At 51.1% G+C, this 24,258-nt stretch carries 19 protein-coding genes; 8 read left to right on the forward strand and 11 right to left on the reverse strand.

Translation table 11 applies throughout. From position 1 onward, the window contains the following. Window positions 1–166 precede the first annotated feature (166 nt). Window positions 167–391: a cold shock domain-containing protein CspD gene (gene cspD, locus KCG43_RS01630; RefSeq protein WP_027252772.1), complete on the reverse strand. Its 225-nt coding sequence runs from the start codon at window positions 389–391 to the stop codon at window positions 167–169. 226 nt (window positions 392–617) lie between these two features. On the opposite strand from cspD, the gene clpS reads away from it, so the two are divergent. Together clpS and clpA are read left to right on the forward strand one after the other, a co-directional pair. Then, the gene (gene clpS, locus KCG43_RS01635; RefSeq protein WP_161445786.1) at window positions 618–938 is read left to right on the forward strand and encodes an ATP-dependent Clp protease adapter ClpS; all 321 of its coding nucleotides are present in this window, start codon (window positions 618–620) and stop codon (window positions 936–938) included. Window positions 939–984: 46 nt separating this feature from the next. Next, window positions 985–3,249 carry an ATP-dependent Clp protease ATP-binding subunit ClpA gene (gene clpA, locus KCG43_RS01640; RefSeq protein WP_192015168.1) on the forward strand — a complete coding sequence of 755 codons (2,265 nt, stop codon included), beginning with the start codon at window positions 985–987 and terminating at the stop codon, window positions 3,247–3,249. 135 nt (window positions 3,250–3,384) lie between these two features. Here clpA and infA read toward each other — a convergent pair whose 3' ends face one another. The 3 genes from infA to aat all read right to left on the reverse strand — a co-directional run bounded on the left by infA (window position 3,385) and on the right by aat (window position 5,178). Beyond that, window positions 3,385–3,603, reverse strand: coding sequence for a translation initiation factor IF-1 (infA, locus tag KCG43_RS01645; RefSeq protein WP_027252769.1), 219 nt, complete (start codon window positions 3,601–3,603; stop codon window positions 3,385–3,387). Between the two features lie 174 nt (window positions 3,604–3,777). Continuing rightward, window positions 3,778–4,467 carry an arginyltransferase gene (locus KCG43_RS01650; protein WP_218382926.1) on the reverse strand — a complete coding sequence of 230 codons (690 nt, stop codon included), beginning with the start codon at window positions 4,465–4,467 and terminating at the stop codon, window positions 3,778–3,780. Window positions 4,468–4,476: 9 nt separating this feature from the next. After that, window positions 4,477–5,178 (reverse strand): leucyl/phenylalanyl-tRNA--protein transferase, encoded by a 702-nt coding sequence (gene aat, locus KCG43_RS01655; RefSeq protein WP_192015170.1) that lies wholly within the window; start codon window positions 5,176–5,178, stop codon window positions 4,477–4,479. Between the two features lie 30 nt (window positions 5,179–5,208). Here aat and KCG43_RS01660 point away from each other — a divergent pair, with 30 nt between their 5' ends. Then, entirely contained in the window at window positions 5,209–5,673 is a 465-nt protein-coding gene (locus KCG43_RS01660) for a glycine zipper 2TM domain-containing protein (RefSeq protein ID WP_218382928.1), read from the forward strand. Between the two features lie 83 nt (window positions 5,674–5,756). Here KCG43_RS01660 and cydC read toward each other — a convergent pair whose 3' ends face one another. The 4 genes from cydC to ald all read right to left on the reverse strand — a co-directional run bounded on the left by cydC (window position 5,757) and on the right by ald (window position 11,587). After that, complete coding sequence (cydC, locus tag KCG43_RS01665) at window positions 5,757–7,478, reverse strand: cysteine/glutathione ABC transporter ATP-binding protein/permease CydC (RefSeq protein ID WP_218382930.1); 1,722 nt, start codon at window positions 7,476–7,478, stop codon at window positions 5,757–5,759. Next, window positions 7,471–9,243, reverse strand: coding sequence for a cysteine/glutathione ABC transporter permease/ATP-binding protein CydD (cydD, locus tag KCG43_RS01670; RefSeq protein ID WP_218382932.1), 1,773 nt, complete (start codon window positions 9,241–9,243; stop codon window positions 7,471–7,473). The genes cydC and cydD overlap by 8 nt, the downstream gene beginning before the upstream one ends. 98 nt (window positions 9,244–9,341) lie before the next feature. Then, window positions 9,342–10,301, reverse strand: a complete 960-nt coding sequence (gene trxB, locus KCG43_RS01675; RefSeq protein ID WP_218382935.1) for a thioredoxin-disulfide reductase — start codon at window positions 10,299–10,301, stop codon at window positions 9,342–9,344. Window positions 10,302–10,465: 164 nt separating this feature from the next. After that, window positions 10,466–11,587 (reverse strand): alanine dehydrogenase, encoded by a 1,122-nt coding sequence (ald, locus tag KCG43_RS01680; protein WP_218382937.1) that lies wholly within the window; start codon window positions 11,585–11,587, stop codon window positions 10,466–10,468. Between the two features lie 156 nt (window positions 11,588–11,743). Between ald and lrp the strand changes: the two genes are divergently transcribed. The 5 genes from lrp (at window position 11,744) to serS (ending at window position 19,116) form a co-directional block, all read left to right on the forward strand. Continuing rightward, window positions 11,744–12,238: a leucine-responsive transcriptional regulator Lrp gene (gene lrp / locus KCG43_RS01685; RefSeq protein WP_027252761.1), complete on the forward strand. Its 495-nt coding sequence runs from the start codon at window positions 11,744–11,746 to the stop codon at window positions 12,236–12,238. 447 nt (window positions 12,239–12,685) lie between these two features. After that, the gene (locus KCG43_RS01690; protein WP_255557820.1) at window positions 12,686–15,661 is read left to right on the forward strand and encodes a DNA translocase FtsK; all 2,976 of its coding nucleotides are present in this window, start codon (window positions 12,686–12,688) and stop codon (window positions 15,659–15,661) included. A 33-nt stretch (window positions 15,662–15,694) separates the two neighbouring features. After that, window positions 15,695–16,291, forward strand: a complete 597-nt coding sequence (gene lolA, locus KCG43_RS01695; protein ID WP_370630661.1) for an outer membrane lipoprotein chaperone LolA — start codon at window positions 15,695–15,697, stop codon at window positions 16,289–16,291. A gap of 70 nt (window positions 16,292–16,361) precedes the next feature. Then, window positions 16,362–17,699, forward strand: a complete 1,338-nt coding sequence (locus KCG43_RS01700; RefSeq protein WP_218382939.1) for a replication-associated recombination protein A — start codon at window positions 16,362–16,364, stop codon at window positions 17,697–17,699. 124 nt (window positions 17,700–17,823) lie between these two features. After that, window positions 17,824–19,116, forward strand: a complete 1,293-nt coding sequence (gene serS / locus KCG43_RS01705) for a serine--tRNA ligase (protein ID WP_218382944.1) — start codon at window positions 17,824–17,826, stop codon at window positions 19,114–19,116. A gap of 133 nt (window positions 19,117–19,249) precedes the next feature. Here serS and KCG43_RS01710 read toward each other — a convergent pair whose 3' ends face one another. The 3 genes from KCG43_RS01710 to metG all read right to left on the reverse strand — a co-directional run bounded on the left by KCG43_RS01710 (window position 19,250) and on the right by metG (window position 24,246). Next, window positions 19,250–20,152 (reverse strand): hypothetical protein, encoded by a 903-nt coding sequence (locus KCG43_RS01710; RefSeq protein WP_218382945.1) that lies wholly within the window; start codon window positions 20,150–20,152, stop codon window positions 19,250–19,252. A 344-nt stretch (window positions 20,153–20,496) separates the two neighbouring features. Further along, on the reverse strand, window positions 20,497–21,798 hold the full coding sequence (locus tag KCG43_RS01715) for a dicarboxylate/amino acid:cation symporter (RefSeq protein ID WP_192015178.1): 1,302 nt from the start codon (window positions 21,796–21,798) through the stop codon (window positions 20,497–20,499). Window positions 21,799–22,206: 408 nt separating this feature from the next. After that, on the reverse strand, window positions 22,207–24,246 hold the full coding sequence (gene metG / locus KCG43_RS01720; protein ID WP_218382954.1) for a methionine--tRNA ligase: 2,040 nt from the start codon (window positions 24,244–24,246) through the stop codon (window positions 22,207–22,209). Window positions 24,247–24,258 lie beyond the last annotated feature (12 nt).

The raw sequence follows: 24,258 nt of genomic DNA on the forward strand, positions 1-24,258 counted from the left end.
GATTTATTCACTGTTTATTCACTTGATTGTCAATGAAGTGGTGATGAAAAAGCATAACCAGAGATGAAATGCTTGAAGAGTAGGTTGTCAGTAGGGTGGGAGAGGCAATAGCTAAAGGTGAGCAGTCGCCCACCTGGATAAAGTGATGTAAATGTGTCAGCTACGTTTATTTACTGGCGCTTTCAACATCGATGGGGACGATTTCACTGGCGTGATAGCCTTTCGGGCCAGTTTGAACGGTGTAGTTAACTTGTTGACCTGCTTTCAGCGTTCGATATCCTTCCATCTGGATAGTTGAATAGTGTGCAAAGATATCGCCTTCACCGTTTTCAGGACAAATGAAACCGAAGCCTTTTGCGTTGTTGAACCATTTAACTGTACCTGTTGCCATGCTTTTACATCCCTCTTTGCATTCAATTTCCATTTAGCATTTATTTATCAGTACTGTTTTAACATGACTTGAATATAAATGCTATTTTGATGCAGTTAGTATCTACTACAAGGTACACTTTAGTAAAAAGACTTAGACAGTCAAGCAAGACTTGTAACATTTGGATGAAATCTTTTTTGTCCGTCGCAATCTAGCAACCGATTGAACAAATGACTAAGATGAGAATATGAGTAAGTTAAGCGAAAGGATTAGCCCAGAGTCAGACATACTGAATAAGGAGGACACTCAGGTTAAGCCGCCATCGATGTATAAAGTGATTTTAAATAATGATGATTACACACCGATGGATTTTGTGATAGAAGTGTTACAGAAGTTCTTCTCCATGGATTTGGAGAGAGCAACACAGTTGATGCTGGCTGTGCATTATGAGGGGAAGGCAGTGTGCGGCATTTTTACTGCCGAAGTCGCTGAAACCAAAGTGGCTCAAGTCATGATGTATGCAAGAGAGCATGAACATCCGCTACTGTGTACCATGGAAAAAGCCTGACTTTTTCCGGCACGCCAAATCAAGTGGTATTTAGGGGAGGTGCCTTATGCTAAATAAAGAACTTGAAACCAGTCTCAATGGTGCCTTCGCGCGGGCAAGGGAAAAACGCCATGAGTTTATGACGGTTGAGCATCTGCTGTTGGCGCTATTGGAGAATCCTGCTGCTCAGGAAGCCCTGTTAGCGTGCCGTGCTAATCTGGACACCCTTCGAAAAGAACTGGATGCCTTCATTGAACAAACCACGCCATTAATCCCTGCCGATGACGAAAGCAGGGAAACCCAGCCAACACTGAGCTTTCAGCGCGTACTACAACGCGCGGTTTTCCATGTACAGTCATCGGGCCGCAGCGAAGTGACCGGTGCTAATGTGCTGGTGGCTATTTTCAGTGAACAGGAATCGCATGCGGCCTATCTGCTTAAGAAAAGTGATATCAGTCGACTTGATGTGGTCAATTTCATTTCTCATGGCACAGTAAAAGACAGTGACAGTGATGATTTGAATCAGTCAGAGGTCAGTCCTGATGATCCTCGTGCTGAAGGCGGTGAAGACCGTCTGGAAAACTTTGCCACAAATCTCAATCAGCTGGCCCGGGCCGGTGCTATCGATCCATTAATTGGCCGTGAATATGAGCTTGAACGTACCGTTCAGGTGTTGTGCCGTCGTCGTAAAAATAACCCTTTGCTGGTCGGTGAGGCCGGGGTGGGTAAGACGGCTATCGCGGAAGGCCTTGCCTGGCGTATCGTTGAAGGTCAGGTCCCCGACATTATTAAAGATTGTGTTATCTACTCGCTGGATATCGGCTCACTGTTGGCCGGCACTAAGTATCGTGGCGACTTTGAGAAACGCTTCAAAGCGATTTTGAAGCAGCTTGAGAAAGAAGAGAAAGCCGTCCTGTTCATCGATGAAATACATACCATCATAGGCGCGGGAGCGGCTTCTGGTGGACAGGTTGATGCGGCTAATTTGATCAAGCCTTTGCTGAGCAGCGGTAAAATCCGTTGTATGGGGTCAACCACTTATCAGGAATACAGCAATATTTTTGAGAAAGAGAGAGCGCTGGCTCGCCGATTCCAAAAGATTGATATTGTTGAACCTTCGTTGGACGATACCACGAAAATACTCATGGGGCTGAAAACGAAATACGAAGCCCACCATGAAGTCAGGTACACCAATAAAGCCATTCGGGCGGCAGTTGAGCTTTCTGCTAAGTATATCAATGAGCGCCATTTACCTGATAAGGCAATTGATGTCATTGATGAAGCCGGTGCGCGTTGCCGTCTGGCACCTGTCAGTAAGCGTAAGAAAACCATCAATGTCAGCGACATTGAAGCCATGATCGCGCGTATTGCCCGTATCCCTGAAAAATCGGTTTCCTCAAGCGATAAAGAGGTTCTGCTGAACCTGGACAACAAGCTTAAGATGCTGGTCTTTGGTCAGGATAAGGCGATAGAAGCGCTGACCGAAGTTATCAAACTCAGCCGTGCCGGGTTAGGGGCTGATAATAAACCCGTGGGTTCATTCCTGTTTGCCGGCCCGACAGGGGTAGGTAAAACCGAGGTGACGGTGCAATTGGCGAAAATGCTGGGCATCGAACTGCTGAGGTTTGATATGTCTGAGTACATGGAGCGCCATACTGTCAGCCGTTTGATTGGTGCGCCTCCGGGCTATGTTGGTTTTGATCAGGGTGGTTTGCTGACCGATGCCGTCATTAAGCATCCGCACTCAGTTGTGCTGCTGGATGAAATAGAGAAAGCGCACCCGGACGTCTTTAACCTGTTGCTGCAGGTAATGGATAACGGGACCCTGACTGATAATAACGGACGTAAAGCGGATTTCCGCAACGTGATTTTGGTGATGACGACTAATGCCGGTGTTCAGGAGACGGTACGTAAATCCATTGGGCTTGTTCAGCAGGATCACAGTCATGATGCGATGTCGGAAATCAAGCGGGTCTTTGCACCTGAATTTCGTAACCGTCTGGATAATATCATTTGGTTCAATCACCTGGAAAAAGATGTTATCAATCAGGTTGTTGATAAATTCATTGTTGAGCTGCAGGCCCAGCTGGATGCCCGTGGCGTCTCAATGGAAGTGTCAAATGAAGCACGTGAATGGCTGGCAAATAAAGGCTATGACAAATCTATGGGTGCCCGGCCAATGGCCAGGGTCATTCAGGAAAATCTGAAAAAACCTATGGCGAACGAGTTGCTGTTCGGCTCGCTGGTCAATGGTGGTTCGGTGCGTGTAACCTTAAAAGATGACGGTACACTGGATTTCCGCTTCAGCAGTGAGATGGAACCCGCGCATTAAAACGCCGGCTTCAGCCAGTGACAGCTAACAAAAACGGGACTTGAGAGTCCCGTTTTTTATGCCTTAGCTTATGAAGGCGATAGTATGGTGTGCTTCGCAGCTGGGCCAGTCTGATGTTCACCCGCCCGGCGCAAATTAGCGTGAACGGAAGACGATGCGGCCTTTAGACAGATCGTAAGGAGTCAGCTCAACTGTCACCTTGTCGCCGGTCAGGATACGGATGTAGTTTTTGCGCATTTTGCCAGAAATGTGTGCAGTCACTACGTGACCGTTTTCCAGCTCAACGCGGAACATAGTATTAGGTAGTGTATCCAGTACAGTACCTTGCATTTCGATTACGTCTTCTTTTGCCATTGAATCCTCTTAGGCTACCGTGCCTTGCATCTGATTGGGCCGGATAATGCCTTGAAACTGTTTAAGTGTAAAGTTCAGGCCCGCAATTTTACCCTTGCTGCTGCCCTTTGTCAGCTTTTGTTGCAAACTTCGTTCCTTTTAATGAGGCAGAAGCAGGGGGGATAAATAATAATCTTATTGCCATTGGCCCTGAATCAGCTTTTGGTAAGGTCTGAAGCGGGTTTTATAGTTCATCGCAGGGCAGTCATCAATCTGATAACCGGGGTAGAGCCAGCGTCGTCCGGTATCCCGGCAGTACTGGATTTGCTTCAGCACGCAGAGAGTGCCCAGCGATAACGGGTAGTTCGGCTCGAAGAAGGTATAGACTGCGCTCAGTGCCTGGTCAAAAAAATCGGTGACGGCGACAGCCAGTAATTGCTGATCCTGATAGAGGTGCAAAAAACGGGTTTCCATCCAGTTTGCCTGGCAAAACTCAAAAAACTGCTGTCTGCTGGCCGGATACATGGCCCCGTGCGCATGTCTTTCCCGGATATATCGTTCATAGAGAGGGAACCAGTCATCATCAAGCTGGTTCTTGAATTCAGCCCGAAAGCCATTGAGCTGTTTTAACTGCCTTTTCTGGCTTTTGCTGGGAGTGAAGTTAGTGCAGTCAACACGAAGGGGAGTACAGGCATGGCACTGGTCACACATAGGTTTATAAATGGCCTGACCGCTGCGACGATATCCGCAGCCAAGCAGAGCGCCGTAGCCAGAAGCCGTTAACCAGCGATGGTCAACGACTACGCCAAGCTGCTCTTTTTGCTCAGGTAAATAACTGCAACTGATTTCCGGAGTAAAGCCTAAGCGTATAGTGGGAAGACTCATGATAACCTACTACGCAATAACCTGGGGCGAATAACAACCTGATTTAAGTATGGCGCATCTTTGTTGTCCTAAGGTTTGCAAAAATGCGTCACGAGGCACTTCCTGCGCGCCCAGAGAAGCAAGGTGCGAGTTCATAATCTGACAGTCGATAAGACTGCCGTTATGTGCGCTGAAATGCCGGCAGAAGTGCCAGAATGCAATCTTTGAGGCATTGTCGGCGAGCGAAAACATGGATTCACCGCAAAAGACGGTACCGACGCTAATGCCATATAAGCCGCCAACAAGCTGGTCGTCATGCCAGACTTCAACGGAATGGCAGTGACCCTGGTTATGTAAGTGCTGATAGGCTTTAATCATGGCGGAAGTGATCCAGGTGGCATCAACCCCGCGGCTGTAAGCGCATTTCTCTATGACTTGATGACAGGCGTGGTTCAGAGTGACCTGATAGCCTGATTTGCGGTAAAACTTTTTCAGACTCTTACTTGGCTGAAATATCTCTGGCAGGATAATTGCTCTGGGAGACGGGCTCCACCATAACAGGGGCTCACCTTCAGCGTACCAAGGGAAGATGCCTTGCCGATAAGCATGAACAAGTCGCTGGGCACTGAGATCACCACCAAATGCCAACAGGCCATTGGGATCATCAAGCGCTGTGCTCGGATGGGGAAACTGTAAGTCGACTGAGTCGAGCTCAGGCAAATATATAGCCATATAAATACAATGTAGGTGGAGAATATCAGTATGAGAAAGTGGTTATGGTTCGTTTTGCTGTTTTCGTGCGTGTCGCAAGCCGCGCCTTATAATCGCAATCAGGCGCGCCCTGTCAATCAGGTTGTTTTCGGTCAACTGGAAACGGTACGTTATATTACCCAGCAGCAAGTGGTCAACTCCGAACATAACGGTTGGCAGACTTTATTAGGTGCAGTGGTGGGCGGCTTGATCGGTAATCAGTTCGGAGGAGGACATGGCCGTGAGGTCGCGACCACGGTTGGCGCTTTGGCGGGCGCTGGAGTTGCCTATCAAAATCAGCATATTGGTCAGTCAATCCGGCAGTACAAGCTGGTGGAATTACTGATAAAAACCGATGACGGTAAGCTGGTGGATGTGATTCAGGCCATTGATCCGAATATGCTGTTTCAGTCAGGCGATAACGTCCGGATTCTCTATTTCGACGAAGGGGTCAGAGTTGACCGCACTTATCCATAGCCAGAACAAGTGAGTCAGAACAAATGTGAGCCAGGCTGAGAGAAAGGCGCTGGAATCGCTCCAGCGCCTTTTTGTTGCATGAGTTAAACCCGACGCCAAAGTTCAGTGTAGCGCCCGTTCAGGGCCATCAGAGAAGCGTGATTGCCACGTTCTATGATGTTGCCCTGATCCATCAGACAAATCTGATCCATTTGCTCCAGCCCGACCAGACGGTGGGTAATGAAGACCACTGTTTTATCCGGCATGTGCTCGAACAGCAAAGACAGGATCTGTTGTTCAGTCCGGCGGTCCAGCCCTTCGGTTGGTTCATCGAGCAGTAAAATGGGGGCATCATGAAGCAGCGCACGGGCGATGCCCATACGGCGGCGTTCGCCCCCGGAAATTTGCCGGCCCCCGTCACCCAGCCAGGTATTCAGGCCATTACCGTCCAGCAGTTTCTCCAGTCCGACTTTGGTCAGTACGGCTGTCAGCTCGCTGTCGGTGGCATCCGGTTTGGCTAATTGCAGGTTATCGCGAACTGTGCCGTTAAAGATATCGACACGCTGGCTGACCACGCTGACAGCATCACGCAGTGCCGCTTCCTGCCATTGACACAGCGGCGTGCCATCCAGTGTGATCTGACCTTGCTGCGGATCCCAGTTACGGGTCAGCAATTGCAGCAGGGTTGATTTACCACAGCCTGTGCGTCCAAGCAGCGCCAGTTTTTCACCGGCTTTGAGCTCAAGAGTGACATGGTTGAGCACGGATTGTTCGCTGCCGAAGTAGCTAAAGCTGACGTCTTGAATTTTAATCTCGCCCCTAACACTGGCTTGATGGCCCTGAGGATCAAACTGTGTGTCGGGCGTGGCATGAATGATTTCATTCAGGCGTCTGGCCGAGGAGAGTGTTTGCCCCAGATACTGGAAAGCCCCGGCAACCGGCATCATCAGCTCAAAGCTGGCCATAGTGGCAAAAGCAGCGAGCGCAATCATAGGATCGGGCGTGCTGCCCCCCACACCGTCAGCCGCTAACCACAGCATGAGTACCAGAGACCATCCGGTGGCCAGCAATAACATCGCATTCGCCATCCCTGTCAGGCTGGCCATGCGGCGCTGTGCCAGCAGCAGCTGACTTTGCTCACTCAGTGTCCGCTCTCTGTACGCGGGCTCTGCGTTAAACAGTAAGAGCTCGGCCTGGCCTTGTAACCAGTCGAGCAGGCGTATTCTGAATCCGGCTTTTGCCATCGTCAGCGTTTCACCGTGCTTCTTGCCCAGTTTATAAAAGACAACCGGCAGAGAAAGCATCAGGGTAAACAGCAGGCAACCGAGTGCCAGGCCAAGCGCAGGGTCAAACCAGGCCAGAAAGCCACTGATCGCCAGGATACCAATCACCCCAATCACTAAGGGGCTGATCAGCCGCAGGTAAACGTGGTCCATGGCATCCACATCAGCAACCAGGCGGTTTAGCAAATCGGCGTCGCGCAGATTGGTCTGACGGCCGGGAATCAGCGGAATGAGCTTACGGAAGAAGAAAATGCGCAGATCGGCCAGTAGCTTAAAGGTCGCATTGTGGCTGACAACACGTTCTCCCCACCGGCCAGCGGTACGGGCGATGGAAAAACCACGCACACCCGATGCAGGTAACATGTAGTTGAAGGTTTCACGGGCAATCGTCATACCCGCAACGGCAGAGGCGGCAAGGAACCAGCCAGACAGTGTCAGCAGGCTCATGGCAGCAAGCAGGGTCGCCAGCCCCAGCAACATACCCAGGGTCAGGCCAAACCAATGACGACGGTAGAGTTTAATGTAAGGGATTAAATCACGCATCGAGATCCCTCTTATCTGTGTGTGACAACATGTCTGCTAATAAGCCTTCGCGGCTAATCTGGCTGAAATGGCCTTGCTGAACAATCTGGCCGTTTTCCAGCACCAGCACCTTATCCATACTGGTCAGCTGGTCGAGACGGTGGCTGATCATCAGGGTGGTCTGGCCTTGTGTAGCCTGGTTAAGGCTCTGTTGCACCAGGTGTTCGCTGTTAGCATCCAGGCTGGCGGTGGGTTCATCTAAAAGCCAGAAACTGCCGTTCTGAAGCAGGGCACGGGCGACGGCCAGCCGCTGTGCCTGGCCCACGGACAGACCGGCTGAGCGATCACCGACCGGGTGATCCAAGCCCCGTTCCAGATGCCGGATAAACTCACTGGCGAAGGCATTGTCTGCCACTTGCCGGACATGCTCGTCAGTGGCGTTTGGATTACCCAGCATAATGTTATCGCGAATGCTGCCATGGATTAGCAGCGGATTTTGGCCAACCCAGCTGATAGCCTGGCGCCATTGGGCAGGGGCGATTTCGCGCAGTTCTGCGCCATTCACTTTAATGCTGCCTTCATAGGGTAGAAAACCCAGCAGGGCATTTAACAGGCTGGTTTTACCGGCACCGCTGGGGCCAACCAGAGCCACTTGTTGTTTCGCATCAATCTCAAAACTCAGCGGGCCTGCCAGTACCTGTCCTTGCGGGCTGAGCACTTTGACGTCGGTCAGACTGATGCGGATGGTCTCGGGTGAAGGCAGCGGTTGCTCACCCTGACTCATGTCGTCGGCCTGGGTATTGAGGAATGTCACTATGGATTCTGCGGCGCCAATGGCTTGTGCTTTGGCGTGGTAATAGGTGCCCAGATCTCTCAGCGGCTGATAGAACTCAGGTGCCAGCAGCAGAATAAAGAAACCGGTGAACAAAGTGATCGGCAGGCCATAATGGCCGAAATCCAGTTCGCCAATGAAAGAAAAACCAAAATATACCGCGACCAGTGCGATGGAAATGGCCGTGAAAAATTCCAGCACCGCGGATGACAGAAAGGCCATGCGTAGCACTTCCATAGTGCGTTTGCGCAGTGTATCGGCGGCATCGTGCAGGTTTTCTGCTTCAGCGTCTGCACGGTTGAACAGTCGCAGTGTTGCCAGGCCCTGCAGGCGGTCATAAAAGTAGCCGGACAGGCGTTGCATGGCTGTAAAGTTGCGTCGGCTTGCATCGGCAGCACCCATACCGACCAGCGCCATGAACAAGGGAACTAACGGCGCAGTGATCAGGAAAATCAGGCCGGCCGCCCAGTTAAACGGAAATACCGCCACCAGAATGACAACCGGGATAAGGACAGACAGCGCCATCTGAGGGATATAGCGGGCAAAGAAATCCTGCATTTCTTCAACCTGTTCCAGAATCAGGCTGGCCCAGGAACCGGCAGGACGACCTTTGATAAACGCCGGGCCAAGCTGATGCAGCCGTTGAATGATCAGCTGACGGATATGCAGGCGGATATGCTCTCCGCACCGGTATCCTGCCACTTCACGACCCCAGCTGCAGGCGGCACGCAGTGCAACCACAGCAATCAGGCCGGCAAAATGCGCGATCAGCTGGTACTTGTCAGTGTGTTCAATGATCAGTTGCTGCAAAATGTAGGCGAGCAGTCCGGCCTGGGCTACCAGGAGCAGACCCGACAGGAATCCCATGCCGACACTCAGCATGAGCCAGGGTTTGGCAAGCTTGCTTTGCGATTTTAACCATTTGGTCAATTCGCGCTGTAATTGTTTATCCATTTTTTAAAGTAGCGCTGTATGGTTGGTCAAATTCTGGTTTCCCAAAGGGGGAAGGCAAAAAAGGCCGCGGTCGATTGCCGTGGCCGTAGTTTCAGTTTTTACTTGCTGTTTAATGCGTCAAGGTAGCGTTCCGCATCCAGCGCGGCCATGCAACCTGTGCCAGCAGAGGTGATAGCCTGGCGGTAGACGTGATCCATGACATCTCCGGCGGCAAATACACCAGCAACGCTGGTTTGTGTTGCATTGCCTTCCAGGCCGGACTGGACTTTGATATAGCCATTTTCCATTGCCAGCTGACCGCTGAAAATGCCGGTGTTCGGCTGGTGGCCGATAGCAATGAACACGCCCATCACGTCCAGATCTTCAGTTTTATCAGACTGGGTCGCTTTCAGGCGTACACCTGTCACGCCCATGTCATCACCCAGCACTTCTTCCAGGGTGCGATCTGTGTGCAGGACGATATTGCCGTTATGGACTTTGTCCATCAGGCGATCGATAAGAATTTTCTCGGCGCGGAAGGTGTCACGTCTGTGTACCAGATGCACTTCGGACGCGATGTTGGCCAGATACAGGGCTTCTTCTACTGCGGTATTACCACCGCCGACCACAGCAACTTTCTGGTTACGGTAGAAAAATCCGTCACAGGTGGCGCAGGCAGAGACACCGCGGCCCTGGAACGTTTGTTCGGATTCCAGACCGATATATTTTGCGGACGCACCGGTTGCAATGATCAATGCGTCGCAGGTGTATTCACCGTTATCGCCTTTCAGATGGAAAGGACGCTGGCTGAAATCGGTTTCGTTGATGTGATCGAAAATGATCTCAGTATTGAATTTTTCAGCATGCTCTTTCATGCGGTCCATCAGTGCCGGACCTGTCAGTCCTTCCGCGTCGCCAGGCCAGTTTTCAACTTCTGTCGTCGTGGTAAGCTGGCCGCCTTGCTGCATGCCAGTAATCATGACTGGATTGAGATTGGCACGGGCCGCGTAGACAGCTGCCGTATAACCGGCGGGGCCAGAACCTAGGATGAGTAGTTTACTGTGTTTTGCGTTACTCATTGTTTCTCCAGACTTAGTCAGCGTCACTTATCAATAAGGCATCGATTGTAGGGAAAATGCAGGCGTAAGGAAAGAGCAGACCATAGCTGTTCAGGAAACTCAACGAAAAAGCGCCGGAAACCAGGTTTTCAGCGCTAGGGGCAGCGAAATGTAACAGGCGCAGTTTAGTGCATGCTCAGGGCAACCGTCGGATCGGTATAGTGAAGGTTAAAGGCTTCAGCGACTTCGCGATATGTCACTTTACCGTGTATGACATTTAAACCGGCCAGAAAGCCGGGATCATCCCGTAACGCCTGCTTATAGCCTTTACCGGCCAGACTGATGATATACGGCAGCGTGGCATTGTTGAGCGCAAACGCCGAAGTTCGTGCCACCGCACCGGGCATATTGGCGACACAGTAGTGCACGACATTGTCCACTATGTAGGTTGGGTTGGTATGCGTGGTCGGATGAGAAGTTTCAAAACAGCCGCCCTGATCAATCGCCACATCAACAAGGCATGAACCGTGCTTCATAGCTTTAACGTGCCCGGCCGTGATGAGCTTAGGGGCGGCCGCACCGGGAATGAGCACCGCGCCGATAATCACATCGGTATCAGGCACCAGACGGTCAATCAGATCATCCGTCGAGTAAAGCAGCTTCACTTTGCCCTGAAACTCGCAGTCCAGCGCCCGTAGCGTATCCAGGTTACGATCCAGCACAGTGACATCGGCCCGCATCCCTACCGCCAGACGGGCGGCATTCGAACCCACAACACCACCGCCTAAAATGAGGACTTTGGCTGGCTCGACCCCGGGTACACCGCTGAGCAGCAAACCTCTGCCGCCACGGGTATTTTCCAGCGTTTGCGCAGCGGCCTGAACCGACATCCTGCCGGCTACCTCAGACATGGGCGCCAGTAAAGGAAGCCGGCCTTTATGGTCTTTTACCGTTTCATAAGCAATACAAATAGATTTGCTCTGAATCAGATCTTTTGTCTGCTCAAAATCAGGGGCCAGATGTAGATAAGTGAATAGAATTTGCCCTTCGCGAAGCATGGCTCTTTCGACGGTCTGGGGTTCTTTTACTTTAATAATTAGCTCTGATCTGGTAAAAACTTCTGAAGCAGTCGAAAGAATCGTTGCTCCGGCAGATTGATAATCTGCATCGGACAACCCTATACCTGCTCCGGCCTGGGTTTCAATCAGTACCTGATGACCTAGCGAAACCAGTTCTCTGACGCTGCTGGTTACAAGGCCTACTCGGTATTCGTGGTCTTTGATTTCTTTAGGCACACCGATGATCATGCTGTGCTCCTTGATCTATGTAGCAGGGTTAGCTATGGACAAGGTTGAAATGACAGAGCTAATGGCAGTATAGTTTGACTAAAAGAGTATTTGATACTAAATAACTAGTAGATGTAGTATATTTTTTTGCAAGGAAGTAAATAGGTGGAATAAAAAATGGTAGATACCAAAAAGAAACCCTCCAAGGAGTTGGATCGCATCGACCGCAACATTCTGAACGAACTTCAGAAGGACGGACGAATTTCAAACGTTGAGTTGTCTAAACGTGTTGGATTGTCTCCAACTCCTTGTCTGGAGCGTGTACGTCGCCTGGAGCGCCAGGGGTACATCAGCGGCTATACGGCGTTGCTGAACCCGCAATATCTGGACGCATCTCTGCTCGTTTTCGTTGAAATTACCCTTAATCGTGGTGCACCCGATGTCTTTGAGCAATTTAACCGTTCGGTTCAGGAGCTGGAAGATATTCAAGAGTGCCATCTGGTGTCGGGCGATTTCGACTACCTGTTAAAAACACGTGTATCGGATATGTCTGCATACCGTAAGCTGCTGGGTGAAACCCTGCTGCGCTTACCGGGTGTAAACGACACTCGTACATATGTTGTAATGGAAGAAGTGAAACAGACCAATAACCTGGTTATCAAAACGCGTTAATTGGCCCGGAGCCAGTCTGATTTCAATCAATACCAAGCGGCCTTGCGCCGCTTGTTTCGTTTTTGTGGCAGTTATACTGTTTTGTGTCTCAATTGCTGAAAAAGTCGGCATCCCATCATCTATTTGACATTGGGATGAATTATTTGTGTTATCAACAAACTACAATTACAGCTTGTAGGGTGGAGCCAAGCGTGCTGCGGGAGTGCGCAAAGTGAGTGAAAGTGTCAACGGGCGTGCATTCTGTGTTGTTCACATCGTTTTCCTACTTTGCTCCCACATTTTCTCAGGCAGGTAACATTACCTGTTAAGTGGTATAAAATAGGCCACAACACCCAAGCCCCTTAAAGCGGCCTGGGTGATATATCAAACGCAAATTCAGCTGGGTCACCCACAGGACGTTGATTACCCCCGGCTTACAGTCAGTTTTAGCAAGACCGGAGAGAGTTTTTGAGGAAAGTTAGAGGCAAAACTCAGCCTATACGCCTGTCAGGCGGACAGCGCCTGCTGGAAAGTTTTTTGATCATCGGTATTCTTGCCGCAGTGTATCTCATGGTTGCCCTGGTCAGTTTTAACCCGGCCGATCCGTCCTGGTCGCAAACGGCCTGGCAGGGTACGGTGCAAAATAAAGCCGGCGCATTCGGTGCTATGGTGGCCGACACCGCCTTTTTCACTTTTGGCTCGCTGGCGTACCCTTTACCGCTTGTTATGCTGGGAGTGACCTGGGTGATGTTCCGTCGTCGTGGTGAACGGGAAGCGGCGGACTACATGATATACGGCACCCGCCTGTTAGGCTTGCTGTTACTGTTTCTGACCAGTTGTGGCCTTGCCGATCTGAACTTTGATGATATCTGGTACTTCTCCTCCGGTGGTGTTATCGGCGATGTCGTCGCCAATCTGACTCTGCCGCTGTTTAGCCTGCTTGGCACGACACTGGTTCTGATGTTTTTATGGGCGGTGGGTTTTACCCTGCTGACCGGCATTTCCTGGCTGCGCGTGGTGGATGGCATAGGTGAGACAACCTTAGGGATGTTAGGCTGGTTGCTCAACAGAGTCCGTGGCGAAAAGCCGCAGACACTGACGCCTTTTGCTGCTGATATTCCAGACGAAAGCCAGACAGCTTATGCCGCCAGGCTGACGCACAAGGACGAGACAGACATTGACGAGGATGACGTATTACTGCGTCGTCCAGAACGTATTGCCTATACTCCAACGCCGCTGGCCGACACACGGGTTTCGGATACGGCTGTTGAGAAGCCGGCTCAGATCAATCAGGCTCGCCCTGAGGTTAAGCCGGCGCATGCGCCTGGGCAGTCAGAACCTGCCATTGTGATGCCAGAACGCAGCAAGCCCGCTGCAGCCTCCGCCAGTCAGCCGCTGGGATCCAATCCGGATATCGCTGGCGTGACGATTGCGGACTTGCAGTCCCAGCTGGCTGAAAATGATGATTACAGCGTGTATGCCGCCGAGTCGGACAACGCCCAGGCCGACACTCTTACAGACAGTTATGAACAGCCGGGTCAGGACCAACTGAGCCAGCAGGACCCGTCCACTCATGACAGGGTGGATGAACCCGTTATCGGGGATCTGTCCCTGGTCGGGGAAGAGCCGGTGATGTCTGAGTACCAATCTGCGCCGGAGCAGGAGTACGCAGTTGCTGAACCTGATGACGATATACCCTGGGAAGACGAACCCATGCCCGATACGGATATTGAGATCGGTGTCCGTGATGGTATGTCTGAACTGGAACGTGCTGGCATAGCCTCAGAAACTGAGGACGAGGCTGAATACGCTGATGACCAAGAATCTGATGAAGAGGCTTTTCAGCGCAAAATTCGCGAAGCGCAGCAAGCACAACAGCAGCAAGCCTACGCAGCGGGGCTGGATAATCCGTTCCTGATGAAAAAAGATGTCGATTTGCCTAAACCGACTTCACCGATGCCGACTTTGGATCTCCTGCAGCCGCCAACACAAAATGTGCAGCCAACCAGTGAAGAAGAATTAAAGAATACCGCCCGTTTGGTGGAATCTAAGCTGGCGGATTACAAAATTAAAGCCAAGGTGGTTGGGATTTATCCTGGCCCGGTGATCACGCGCTATGAGCTGGATCTGGCACCCGGTGTCAAAGTGAGCCGCATCTCAGGGCTGGCGAAAGATCTGGCCCGTGCTTTGTCTGCCTATGCAGTGCGCGTTGTGGAAGTGATCCCGGGCAAGCCTTATATCGGTCTGGAATTGCCGAACGAGAGCCGCGAAACGGTTTATATGTCTGAAGTGCTGGGCAGTGAGCGCTTTATGAACATGCGCGGTCCACTTCCTATCGTGCTGGGCTATGACATTGCCGGTGAGGCGGTTGCCGCTGATTTGAGTAAAATGCCTCACTTACTGGTGGCCGGTACCACAGGCTCTGGTAAATCTGTGGGTGTCAACGTGATGATTCTCAGCCTGCTTTACAAATGTAAGCCAGAGGATTGCCGTTTCATCATGATCGACCCGAAAATGCTGGAGTTGTCTATTTACGAAGGCATTCCGCATCTGCTGACCGAAGTCGTCACTGACATGAAAGACGCCGGTAATGCGCTTCGCTGGTGTGTGGGGGAAATGGAACGCCGCTACAAACTGATGGCCGCGGTAGGGGTGCGAAACCTGGCCGGTTATAATGCCAAGCTGAAAGAAGCTGCTGCCGCCGGTCACCCAATCCATGATCCGCTGTGGAAACCTGGCGATAGTATGGATGAACATCCACCGCTGTTGGAGAAAATGCCAAGTATTGTGGTCATAGTGGATGAGTTTGCCGATCTCATGATGGTGGTCGGCAAGAAAGTGGAAGAGCTGATCGCTCGTCTGGCGCAGAAAGCGCGAGCCTCTGGTATTCACCTGGTGCTGGCGACTCAGCGTCCGTCGGTGGATGTGATTACCGGTCTGATTAAGGCCAATATACCAAGCCGTATGGCGTTTACCGTCTCAACTAAGACAGACTCACGGACTATTCTGGATCAGGGTGGGGCAGAATCGTTGCTGGGCATGGGTGATATGTTGTATCTGCCGGCAGGTCAGAGTCACACCATACGTGTTCACGGTGCCTTTGCATCCGATGATGATGTCCATAATGTGGTGAACGACTGGAAAGCCCGGGGCAAACCACAGTATATCGACGGAATTCTGAACTCAGACCAGGGGTCGGAAGCCATGTTGCCAGGGGAAACTTCATCCGGTGGTGAGGATGATCTTGATCAGCTCTTTGACCAGGTCGCTGCCTTCGTGGCAGAGAGCCGTCGCGGATCCGTTTCTGGCGTACAACGCCGTTTCAAAATTGGCTATAACCGCGCCGCCCGTATTGTAGAACAGCTGGAAGCACACGGTATTGTCAGTCCTCCGGGCCATAATGGTAACCGCGAAGTGCTGGCGCCGGCTCCGGCAGGAGATTGATGTATGATGAAAAATCAGCAAATAACAAAAACCATTCAGGGCGTGATTCTGGCCGCTGCACTGTTTCCAGTACTGGCATTAGCCAGTGCCCAGCAGGAGTTGAGTCAGCGTCTGAATAAAGTCGATGCCTTCAGTGCCACATTCACTCAGAAGGTCACCAGCCCTGAAGGGGATTTGCTGGTTGAGGGTCAGGGGAATGTTTCGGTTCAGCGCCCGAATTTGTTCAGATGGCATGCCGACACGCCGGATGAAAATCTGCTGGTGTCAGATGGCCGTACCCTCTGGTACTACACTCCTATGGTAGAGCAGGTAACGGCGATGAAACTGGACGATGCCACCGCGCAAACTCCTTTTGTTTTATTGATTCGCAACCAGAATCAGGATTGGGCGAAATACAACGTAGCCCAGACGGCTGATACGTTTACGCTGACGCCGAAAGACAGCGCCGCAGTGACCGGGAAGTTTGTGGTCACAGTCGGCCGGGATGGTCAGGTTCGCGGGTTTTCCGTGGAAGAGCAGGACGGCCAGCTCAGCCAGTTTCGCTTTGCCCAGTTTGCTCGTGGCAAGCAAGACCGTAAGCAATACAGTTTCACTCCCCCTCCGGGCGTAGAGCTGGACGATAAGCGCTGATTGCGTTAAAAACGAGAGCGTATTATTCAGGCGGTAGAGATACCGCCTTTTTCAGTGATGGATGGTCAGCGTGGATAACCTCAGCTTAAATTTTTCCTCGGATTTTCGCCCCCTGGCTGCGCGCATGCGTCCGCGTACGGTAGAAGAGTACATTGGCCAGCAACATATACTTGGCCAGGGGAAGCCTTTACGAAGAGCGCTGGAGGCCGGGCATCTACACTCCATGATTCTCTGGGGGCCGCCCGGCACCGGCAAAACGACGCTGGCGGAAGTTGCGGCTCACTATGCCAATGCTGAAGTAGAGCGTGTATCGGCGGTGACCTCGGGCGTCAAAGATATTCGTGCTGCCATAGATAAAGCACGTCAGAATCAGCACGCCGGCCGGCGCACCATTTTGTTTGTCGATGAGGTGCACCGTTTCAATAAAAGCCAGCAGGATGCGTTTTTGCCGCATATTGAAGATGGCACTGTGACATTCATTGGCGCGACCACTGAAAATCCGTCTTTCGAGCTGAACAATGCACTGTTATCCCGCGCCCGGGTCTATAAGCTCAAGTCTCTGACGACAGACGACATACTGACAGTCATCAATCAGGCGATGGATGATGCAGAGCGCGGCATCAGGGACGACAGCCTGACCTTTGCTCCGGATGTGAAAGAAAGCCTGGCGGCACTGGTTAATGGCGATGCGCGTATGGCGCTCAACTACCTGGAGCTGCTGGCGGATATGGCAGAGGCGCATCAGGGCAGTAAAGTCATCACTTTAGCGCTGCTGGCTGAAGTCGCCGGTGAGAAGATCACCCGTTTTGATAACAAAGGCGATCTCTGGTACGACATGATTTCCGCGGTCCACAAGTCAATCCGCGGCTCCAGTCCGGATGGCGCCTTATACTGGTATGCGCGCATGCTACAGGCAGGTTGCGATCCCCTTTATGTCGCCCGCCGATTACTGGCCATAGCGTCTGAAGATGTCGGCAATGCCGACCCGCGTGGCATGCAAGTCGCGATTGCGGCCTGGGATTGTTTCACCCGGGTGGGCGCTTATGAAGGTGAAAGGGCGATCGCGCAAGCCATTGTGTATCTTGCTTCTGCACCCAAAAGTAATGCGGTCTACACTGCATTTAATCAGGCAAAAGCGGATGCGGCCAATCTGCCCGACTACGACGTCCCTCCTCATCTGAGAAATGCACCAACCACACTGATGAAAGATCTGGGTTACGGTGCTGAGTATCGGTATGCCCATGATGAGCCTGGCGCGTATGCGGCAGGGGAGTGCTATCTGCCCCCTGAGCTACAGAGCAGGAAGTACTATCAGCCCTCAGAGCGTGGTTTAGAGAGTAAAATTGCTGAGAAGCTGGAATATCTGGCTTCCTTGGATGCAAAAAGCCCGCAGAAACGCTATCAATAATCAGGCTTTTTGGGTATCGTTTATCAACTTGCGTTAGTGATTCTAACGTATTCAGATTTCAACTTATTTAACCCGCGAACGGGTTAAATTTTGTGCAACATTCTATGACGAGCACAGGATTAGCATGCTAGATTCAAAACTTCTTCGAACTGAGCTGGACGCGACAGCAGAAAAATTAGCGCACCGTGGGTTTACCCTTGATGTAGAAACACTTCGTTCTCTGGAAGAGCAACGTAAGTCGATTCAGGTGAAAACGGAAGAACTGCAGTCCTTGCGTAATTCCCGCTCGAAGTTAATTGGTCAGCTGAAAGGCAAGGGCGAGCACGAAGAAGCCGATAAAGTCATGGCAGAGGTCGCTGGCCTGGGTTCTGAGCTGGATAACGCTAAAAAAGCGCTGGCTGAGATTCAGTCTCAGCTCAGCGACATTGAGCTGTCTATTCCGAATATAGCGGATGACTCCGCGCCAATCGGTAAAGATGAAGACGAGAACGTCGAAATTTCACGCTGGGGCGAACCTAAGACTTACGATTTTTCTGTGAAAGATCACGTTGATCTGGGCGAGATGGCTGAAGGTCTGGACTTTGCCAGCGCGGTAAAACTCTCTGGCTCCCGTTTCATCGTAATGAAGGGCCAGTTCGCCCGTCTGCACCGTGCATTGGCGCAGTTCATGCTCGATCTCCACACCCAGGAGCATGGCTATACCGAAATGTATGTCCCTTACCTGGTCAATCAAGACAGCCTGTACGGTACGGGCCAGCTGCCGAAATTCGGCGAAGATCTGTTCAATACCAAGCCTGCGACCGAAGAAGGCGTGGGTATGTCGCTGATCCCGACCGCGGAAGTGCCGCTGACCAATATGGTTCGCGATACCATAGTTGACGAAGCTGAACTGCCAATCAAGATGACGGCGCATACGCCTTGCTTCCGCTCTGAAGCCGGTTCTTATGGTCGTGATACCCGCGGCCTGATTCGTATGCACCAGTTTGATAAAGTGGAACTGGTTCAGATCACCCGTCCGGAAGATTCTATGGCGGCACTGGAAGAGCTGACCGGCCAGGCAGAGAAAGTACTGCAACTGCTGGAACTGCCTTACCGTAAAGTGATTCTCTGTACTGGTGATATGGGCTTTGGTGCGATGAAGACGTACGATCTGGAAGTCTGGCTGCCGGCGCAGAATACTTACCGTGAGATCTCTTCCTGCTCCAATGTGGGTGATTTCCAGGCACGCCGGATGCAGGCACGCTTCCGCCGTAAAGGCGAGAAGAAGCCTGAGCTGGTACATACTCTGAATGGCTCGGGTCTGGCGGTTGGCCGCACCATGGTCGCAGTGCTGGAAAACTATCAGCAGGCTGATGGTCGCATTGAGATCCCTGAAGTGCTGCGTCAGTACATGGGCGGCCTGACTCACATCGGTTAATCGCTGTGATGACAGTCAAAATGAAAAACCCAGCCTGCGCTGGGTTTTTTTATGTCTTGTTACCTACTTTGACCGCTAGTTACCTTGACTGCTACCTGTCCTGGCCGCTGCGTCAGAAGCGGGGGCATTGTTATCAGGCTTGAAGCTTGAGTTCGGTTTGACCAGCAGCTTCAGATTCAGCCTGTTCCAGCAGGGGAAGCAGACTGGCGCTGATATCCAGCGGGAAATCGTCTATCGCCAGCGAATGAGCAATCTCAGTCAACTTGGCATCAAATAAATAGAAAATGTTATCCGACAAGCTGAGTGAGAACTTATACAGTGCCAGCTGGCATGCTTTGCTTGCACTGGCCGATTGCAGCAAAGTGGTCAGGTCGTTCTCCAGCTGATCTGCCATTAGCGACGGCCCGGGTATTTTGAGCATCAGGTTCATTTGTCCCAGTCGGCGTTGCAGCAAATGCAGATGCCTGCGCAGTAATACTTCTTGCTTACTGTTACCCGGATGAAACACCGCCACTGTTGAGCGGAACTGGGCCAGGGTATCCAGTGCATTCAGTGTGACCGGCCAGAACTGCTGATACTGCTCGAACAGGGTGCTTTTGTCTGCAATGAGCAGGCTGGTAGTTAAGTGGTCATCAATCAGATACATAACATGGCGAATGTTTTTGCCATGACTGGCCTGGTTACGTGACATAGAATACTGCGGCCACTCAGTGCTTAACTGCTGCAAATGCTGAGTCAGAATCCGGTACATGGGTTTTTGCTCAAGCCCGGCCTGACTCAGCAGAGTATGACTCAAACTCAGGATGGCATTCTGCTCGGGAAAAACCGGCAGGATTTCGCCTCGACTTTTTGTGAGTTGGCTTTTCATAAGATGGCTATGGGACAGACGCCTGTGCTGGCGCAGCAGTTGAATGAGCTGCCGAAGCCCAAGGATCTGATCGAAGTGTGCTTCAGTTTGTGCCTGCTGCTGTTTGTTGTAGAAATACCAAGCAGTGAGTGCCAGCACAGTCAGTGTTAAACCAAGAATAATCCACATATCGACTCCCTGAATGCCAGTAAATGGCATAAATACTTTGTTGATCCTCTTTGACGTTTTGATTCTGTTTCTGGGTCAGCTTGTTTAAGCCTGAGTTGCAGTTTCTTAACGACCTAGCCATAACGCAAAAAGCGAGCCAGATTTTTTAGCAGGTATCATTTTCTATCTATATGATTAAATTGGAAAATTTTTAAGGTAGCGTCATTGATACACTTTAATTGCACTGTTTTGGTGCATTTAAAAACTTGTGATGCCACAGAATGAGGCAAGGAGAGAAATTGGTTGAGTAGATAAAAGAAGAGGCCCCGATATGGGGCCTCAGAGGTTACTATCCAGCTTTCGCATCAGGCTTTGTGCAGGTGCACTTCTTCGTCAGCTTCACCCGCTTTTGGATCGTTAAAGCGGCTGATATCTATCTCATTTTCAGATTTACCCACAATACAGGTGACAACACTGTCGCCTGTGATGTTGACGGCAGTGCGAATCATATCCAGCAGGCGGTCAACACCCATGATGATAGCAATACCTTCTACCGGCAACCCTACCTGATTCAATACCATCGCCAGCATGATCAGCCCGACACCAGGGACACCGGCGGTACCGATTGAGGCCAGCGTTGCTGTCATGATCACTGCCATGTAATCGCCCATGGTCAGGTCGATATTGAATGCCTGAGCAATAAAGGCAGTGGCCACACCTTGCATAATGGCGGTGCCATCCATGTTGATGGTCGCGCCCAATGGTACAGTGAATGAGGCCACTTTATTGCTGACACCCAGACGCTTGGTCGCCGTTTCCATCGTCACCGGGATGGTGGCATTGGAAGAGGCCGTTGAGAAGGCGAACATGATCGCATCTTCCATCTTCTTGAAGAAAACGAATGGGCTCAGGCCCGAGAACATTTTCAGCATCAGGCCGTAAGTGAACACGGCATGCAGAATCAGGGTACAACTCAGTACCAGGAAGTAACCCATCAGGTTATAGATAGCATCCAAACCCAGACCGGTGAACAGTTTTGCCATCAGGAAGAATACACCGTATGGCGCGATGTGCATCAGCAATGCCACCAGCTTCATGATCACTTCGTTCAGATCGGCAAAGACGCCGGCAATGCGTTCACCCGCTTTACCTGCTGCACTGATGGCAATACCGAGCAGAATGGCAAATACGATGATCTGCAGCGTATTGCCCTGAGCCATGGAATTGATAGGGTTGGTCGGGAACATGCCAATGATCACTTCACCCAGTGAAGGTGCTTCCTTGGCTGCAAATGAGGTCGCGGCCGCCAGATCTGCACCTTCGCCAGGCTTAAACAGCGTGCCCATTGTCAGGGCAAGCGTAATAGCCACAGCCGTAGTGGTGAGATAGAAAGCCAGTGTTTTACCGCCAAGACGGCCAAGAGTGCTGATATCGCTCAGAGTGCTGGTACCGCATACCAGTGAGACGAAAACGAGTGGCACAACCAGCATCTTCAGGCTGGCAATAAAGATTGAGCCGCCTACTTCGAACAGGCCGTTAACTATGTAGTCCTGAACAAATGCCGTGTCAGCGAAAAGCGAGCGGATGATAAATCCAGTCAAAATACCCAGCACCATACCGAGAATGACTCGGGCGGTCAGGGACAGTTTTTTGTTTTGGGTTTTCATGAAAGAACACTCCTTATTATATGTGGCTCTGTTACTGATCCTCAGAGCGCGGAGCAGATTACCAGTTCCAGTTACAAACCCGCGATGTAAAATCAATGTCATGATTTAAAGCTTGTATGAGATCACACTTTATTGGGTTTGTTGTTAATAAAGCCTTATTCTTATTAACAAACCAGAAACCGTTTGATTGCTTTATATACTGATATAGCAAGCATTTTTTGGTTATATCGTCTGCTCTTTGCGATTTTGATGAAATCAAAAGCTGAGTGTGTAGGCTGTAGGTGCTGCTGAGAAGTGCATGATTGCGAGAGAGTCGCCGGCGGGTGAACGTGCGGAACAAGGGGAAATAAGGATAAAAAAAAAAGGAGCGACTGCTCCTTTTTTCAGGTGTTTTTCTGTGAATCCGCTTTACATTACACGCATGCCAGGCTGGGCACCTTCATGAGGTTCCAGCAGCCATAGCTCTTTGCCGCCAGGACCGGCAGCCAGGATCATGCCTTCTGACATACCAAACTTCATTTTACGCGGTTTGAGGTTAGCCACGACAACCGTTAGCTTGCCGACCAGATCTTCCGGGTTATAGGCTGACTTAATGCCAGAGAAAACCTGACGGGTTTCGCCGCCGATATCGAGCTGGAATTTCAGTAGTTTGTCCGCTTTTGGCACAGACTCACAACTGATGATTTTTGCAATACGCAGATCCACTTTTGCAAAGTCATCGAACTCGATTTCATCCGCGATTGGTTCATCGACTAATGGGCCCGCGGCGGGCTGGGTTGTTGCGGCTTTTTCAGCGGCAGCATCTTCTTTAGACGCCTCAACCATAGCTTCAATGTGTTTGCTGTCGATTCGGCTGAACAGGGCTTTGAACTTGGCAATCTCATGGCCTGTCAGCGGCTGTGCAATACCATCCCAGGTCAGGGTTTCATTGAGGAATCCTTCAACGCGCTCTGCCAGTTTTGGCATCACAGGTTTGAGGTAAGTCATCAGCACGCGGAACAGGTTAATACCGACAGAGCAGATTGACTGCAGTTCAGCATCTTTGCCTTCTTCTTTCGCTACAACCCAAGGTGCTTTCTCATCGACGTACTGGTTAGCTTTGTCAGCCAGGGCAGTAATTTCGCGGATGGCACGACCAAATTCACGGTTCTCATATAACTCGGCAATACGGTCAGACGCCGCCACGAATTCCTGGTACAGCGCCGGTTCTGCGAAGGTGTCGGCCAGTTTGCCATCGAAGCGTTTGGTAATGAAACCTGCGTTACGGGAAGCCAGATTGACAATCTTGTTCACGACATCGCTGTTGACGCGTTGTGAGAAGTCTTCCAGATTCAGGTCGAGATCATCAATACGGTTGTTCAGTTTGGCGGCGTAGTAGTATCGCAGGCACTCAGGATCCAAATGTTCCAGATAAGTGCTGGCTTTGACAAATGTCCCCTTAGACTTGGACATTTTGGCACCGTTGACTGTGACATAGCCGTGAACAAAGACATTGCTCGGTTTGCGCAGACCGGCACCGTCCAGCATAGCTGGCCAGAACAGGCTGTGGAAATACACTATGTCTTTACCGATGAAATGGTAAAGCTCAGTGGAGCTGTCTTTGTTCCAGAACTCATCAAAGTTCAGATCGTCACGCTTGTCACACAGGTTTTTGAATGAACCCATGTAACCGATAGGCGCGTCCAGCCAGACATAAAAATACTTGCCGGTTTCGCCCGGGATTTCAAAGCCGAAGTAAGGCGCATCACGGGAGATATCCCATTGCTGCAGTCCGCCATCGAACCATTCCTGCATTTTATTGGATGTTTCTTCCTGCAGTGCGCCGGACTTGGTCCACGCTTTTAACATGCTTTCAAACTGAGGCAGGTCAAAGAAGAAGTGCACTGAATCTTTCATTACAGGCGTGGCGCCAGAAACTGCAGATTTCGGGTTGATCAGATCCGTCGGGCTGTAAGTTTCACCACAGTTGTCACAGTTATCACCGTACTGATCGTCTGCTTTACATTTCGGGCAGGTGCCTTTGACAAAACGGTCCGGCAGAAACATTTCTTTCTCTGGATCGAACAGCTGAGAAATAGTGCGGCTGGTAATAAAACCGTTTTTCTTGAGTTCGTTATAGATGAAAGAAGACAGCTCGCGGTTCTCTTCAGAGTGCGTGCTGTGGTAGTTATCAAAGCTGATATCGAAGCCAGCAAAATCCGCCTGGTGCTCTTTGCTCACTTCGTCAATCATTTGCTCAGGCTCCATCCCCATCTGTTGGGCCTTAAGCATAATTGGCGTACCGTGCGCGTCGTCTGCACAGATGAAATGAACTTCGTTGCCGCGAAGGCGCTGATAGCGCACCCAGATATCCGCTTGGATATGCTCAAGCATGTGGCCAAGGTGGATAGAACCGTTAGCGTACGGCAGGGCGCAGGTCACCAGAATTTTTCTTGGGTTTGCAGCCATATTTCTCTATTC

Source organism: Photobacterium sp. WH24 (genome assembly GCF_019204055.1).
In the GTDB taxonomy this organism is placed as follows: domain Bacteria; phylum Pseudomonadota; class Gammaproteobacteria; order Enterobacterales; family Vibrionaceae; genus Photobacterium; species Photobacterium arenosum.

What these genes read in the sequence shown, in the direction of transcription:
- cspD (WP_027252772.1), bottom strand. Translation starts at nt 391, where the DNA reads ATGGCAACAGGTACAGTTAAATGGTTCAACAACGCAAAAGGCTTCGGT.
- clpS (WP_161445786.1), top strand. Translation starts at nt 618, where the DNA reads ATGAGTAAGTTAAGCGAAAGGATTAGCCCAGAGTCAGACATACTGAAT.
- clpA (WP_192015168.1), top strand. Translation starts at nt 985, where the DNA reads ATGCTAAATAAAGAACTTGAAACCAGTCTCAATGGTGCCTTCGCGCGG.
- infA (WP_027252769.1), bottom strand. Translation starts at nt 3,603, where the DNA reads ATGGCAAAAGAAGACGTAATCGAAATGCAAGGTACTGTACTGGATACA.
- KCG43_RS01650 (WP_218382926.1), bottom strand. Translation starts at nt 4,467, where the DNA reads ATGAGTCTTCCCACTATACGCTTAGGCTTTACTCCGGAAATCAGTTGC.
- aat (WP_192015170.1), bottom strand. Translation starts at nt 5,178, where the DNA reads ATGGCTATATATTTGCCTGAGCTCGACTCAGTCGACTTACAGTTTCCC.
- KCG43_RS01660 (WP_218382928.1), top strand. Translation starts at nt 5,209, where the DNA reads ATGAGAAAGTGGTTATGGTTCGTTTTGCTGTTTTCGTGCGTGTCGCAA.
- cydC (WP_218382930.1), bottom strand. Translation starts at nt 7,478, where the DNA reads ATGCGTGATTTAATCCCTTACATTAAACTCTACCGTCGTCATTGGTTT.
- cydD (WP_218382932.1), bottom strand. Translation starts at nt 9,243, where the DNA reads ATGGATAAACAATTACAGCGCGAATTGACCAAATGGTTAAAATCGCAA.
- trxB (WP_218382935.1), bottom strand. Translation starts at nt 10,301, where the DNA reads ATGAGTAACGCAAAACACAGTAAACTACTCATCCTAGGTTCTGGCCCC.
- ald (WP_218382937.1), bottom strand. Translation starts at nt 11,587, where the DNA reads ATGATCATCGGTGTGCCTAAAGAAATCAAAGACCACGAATACCGAGTA.
- lrp (WP_027252761.1), top strand. Translation starts at nt 11,744, where the DNA reads ATGGTAGATACCAAAAAGAAACCCTCCAAGGAGTTGGATCGCATCGAC.
- serS (WP_218382944.1), top strand. Translation starts at nt 17,824, where the DNA reads ATGCTAGATTCAAAACTTCTTCGAACTGAGCTGGACGCGACAGCAGAA.
- KCG43_RS01710 (WP_218382945.1), bottom strand. Translation starts at nt 20,152, where the DNA reads ATGTGGATTATTCTTGGTTTAACACTGACTGTGCTGGCACTCACTGCT.
- KCG43_RS01715 (WP_192015178.1), bottom strand. Translation starts at nt 21,798, where the DNA reads ATGAAAACCCAAAACAAAAAACTGTCCCTGACCGCCCGAGTCATTCTC.
- metG (WP_218382954.1), bottom strand. Translation starts at nt 24,246, where the DNA reads ATGGCTGCAAACCCAAGAAAAATTCTGGTGACCTGCGCCCTGCCGTAC.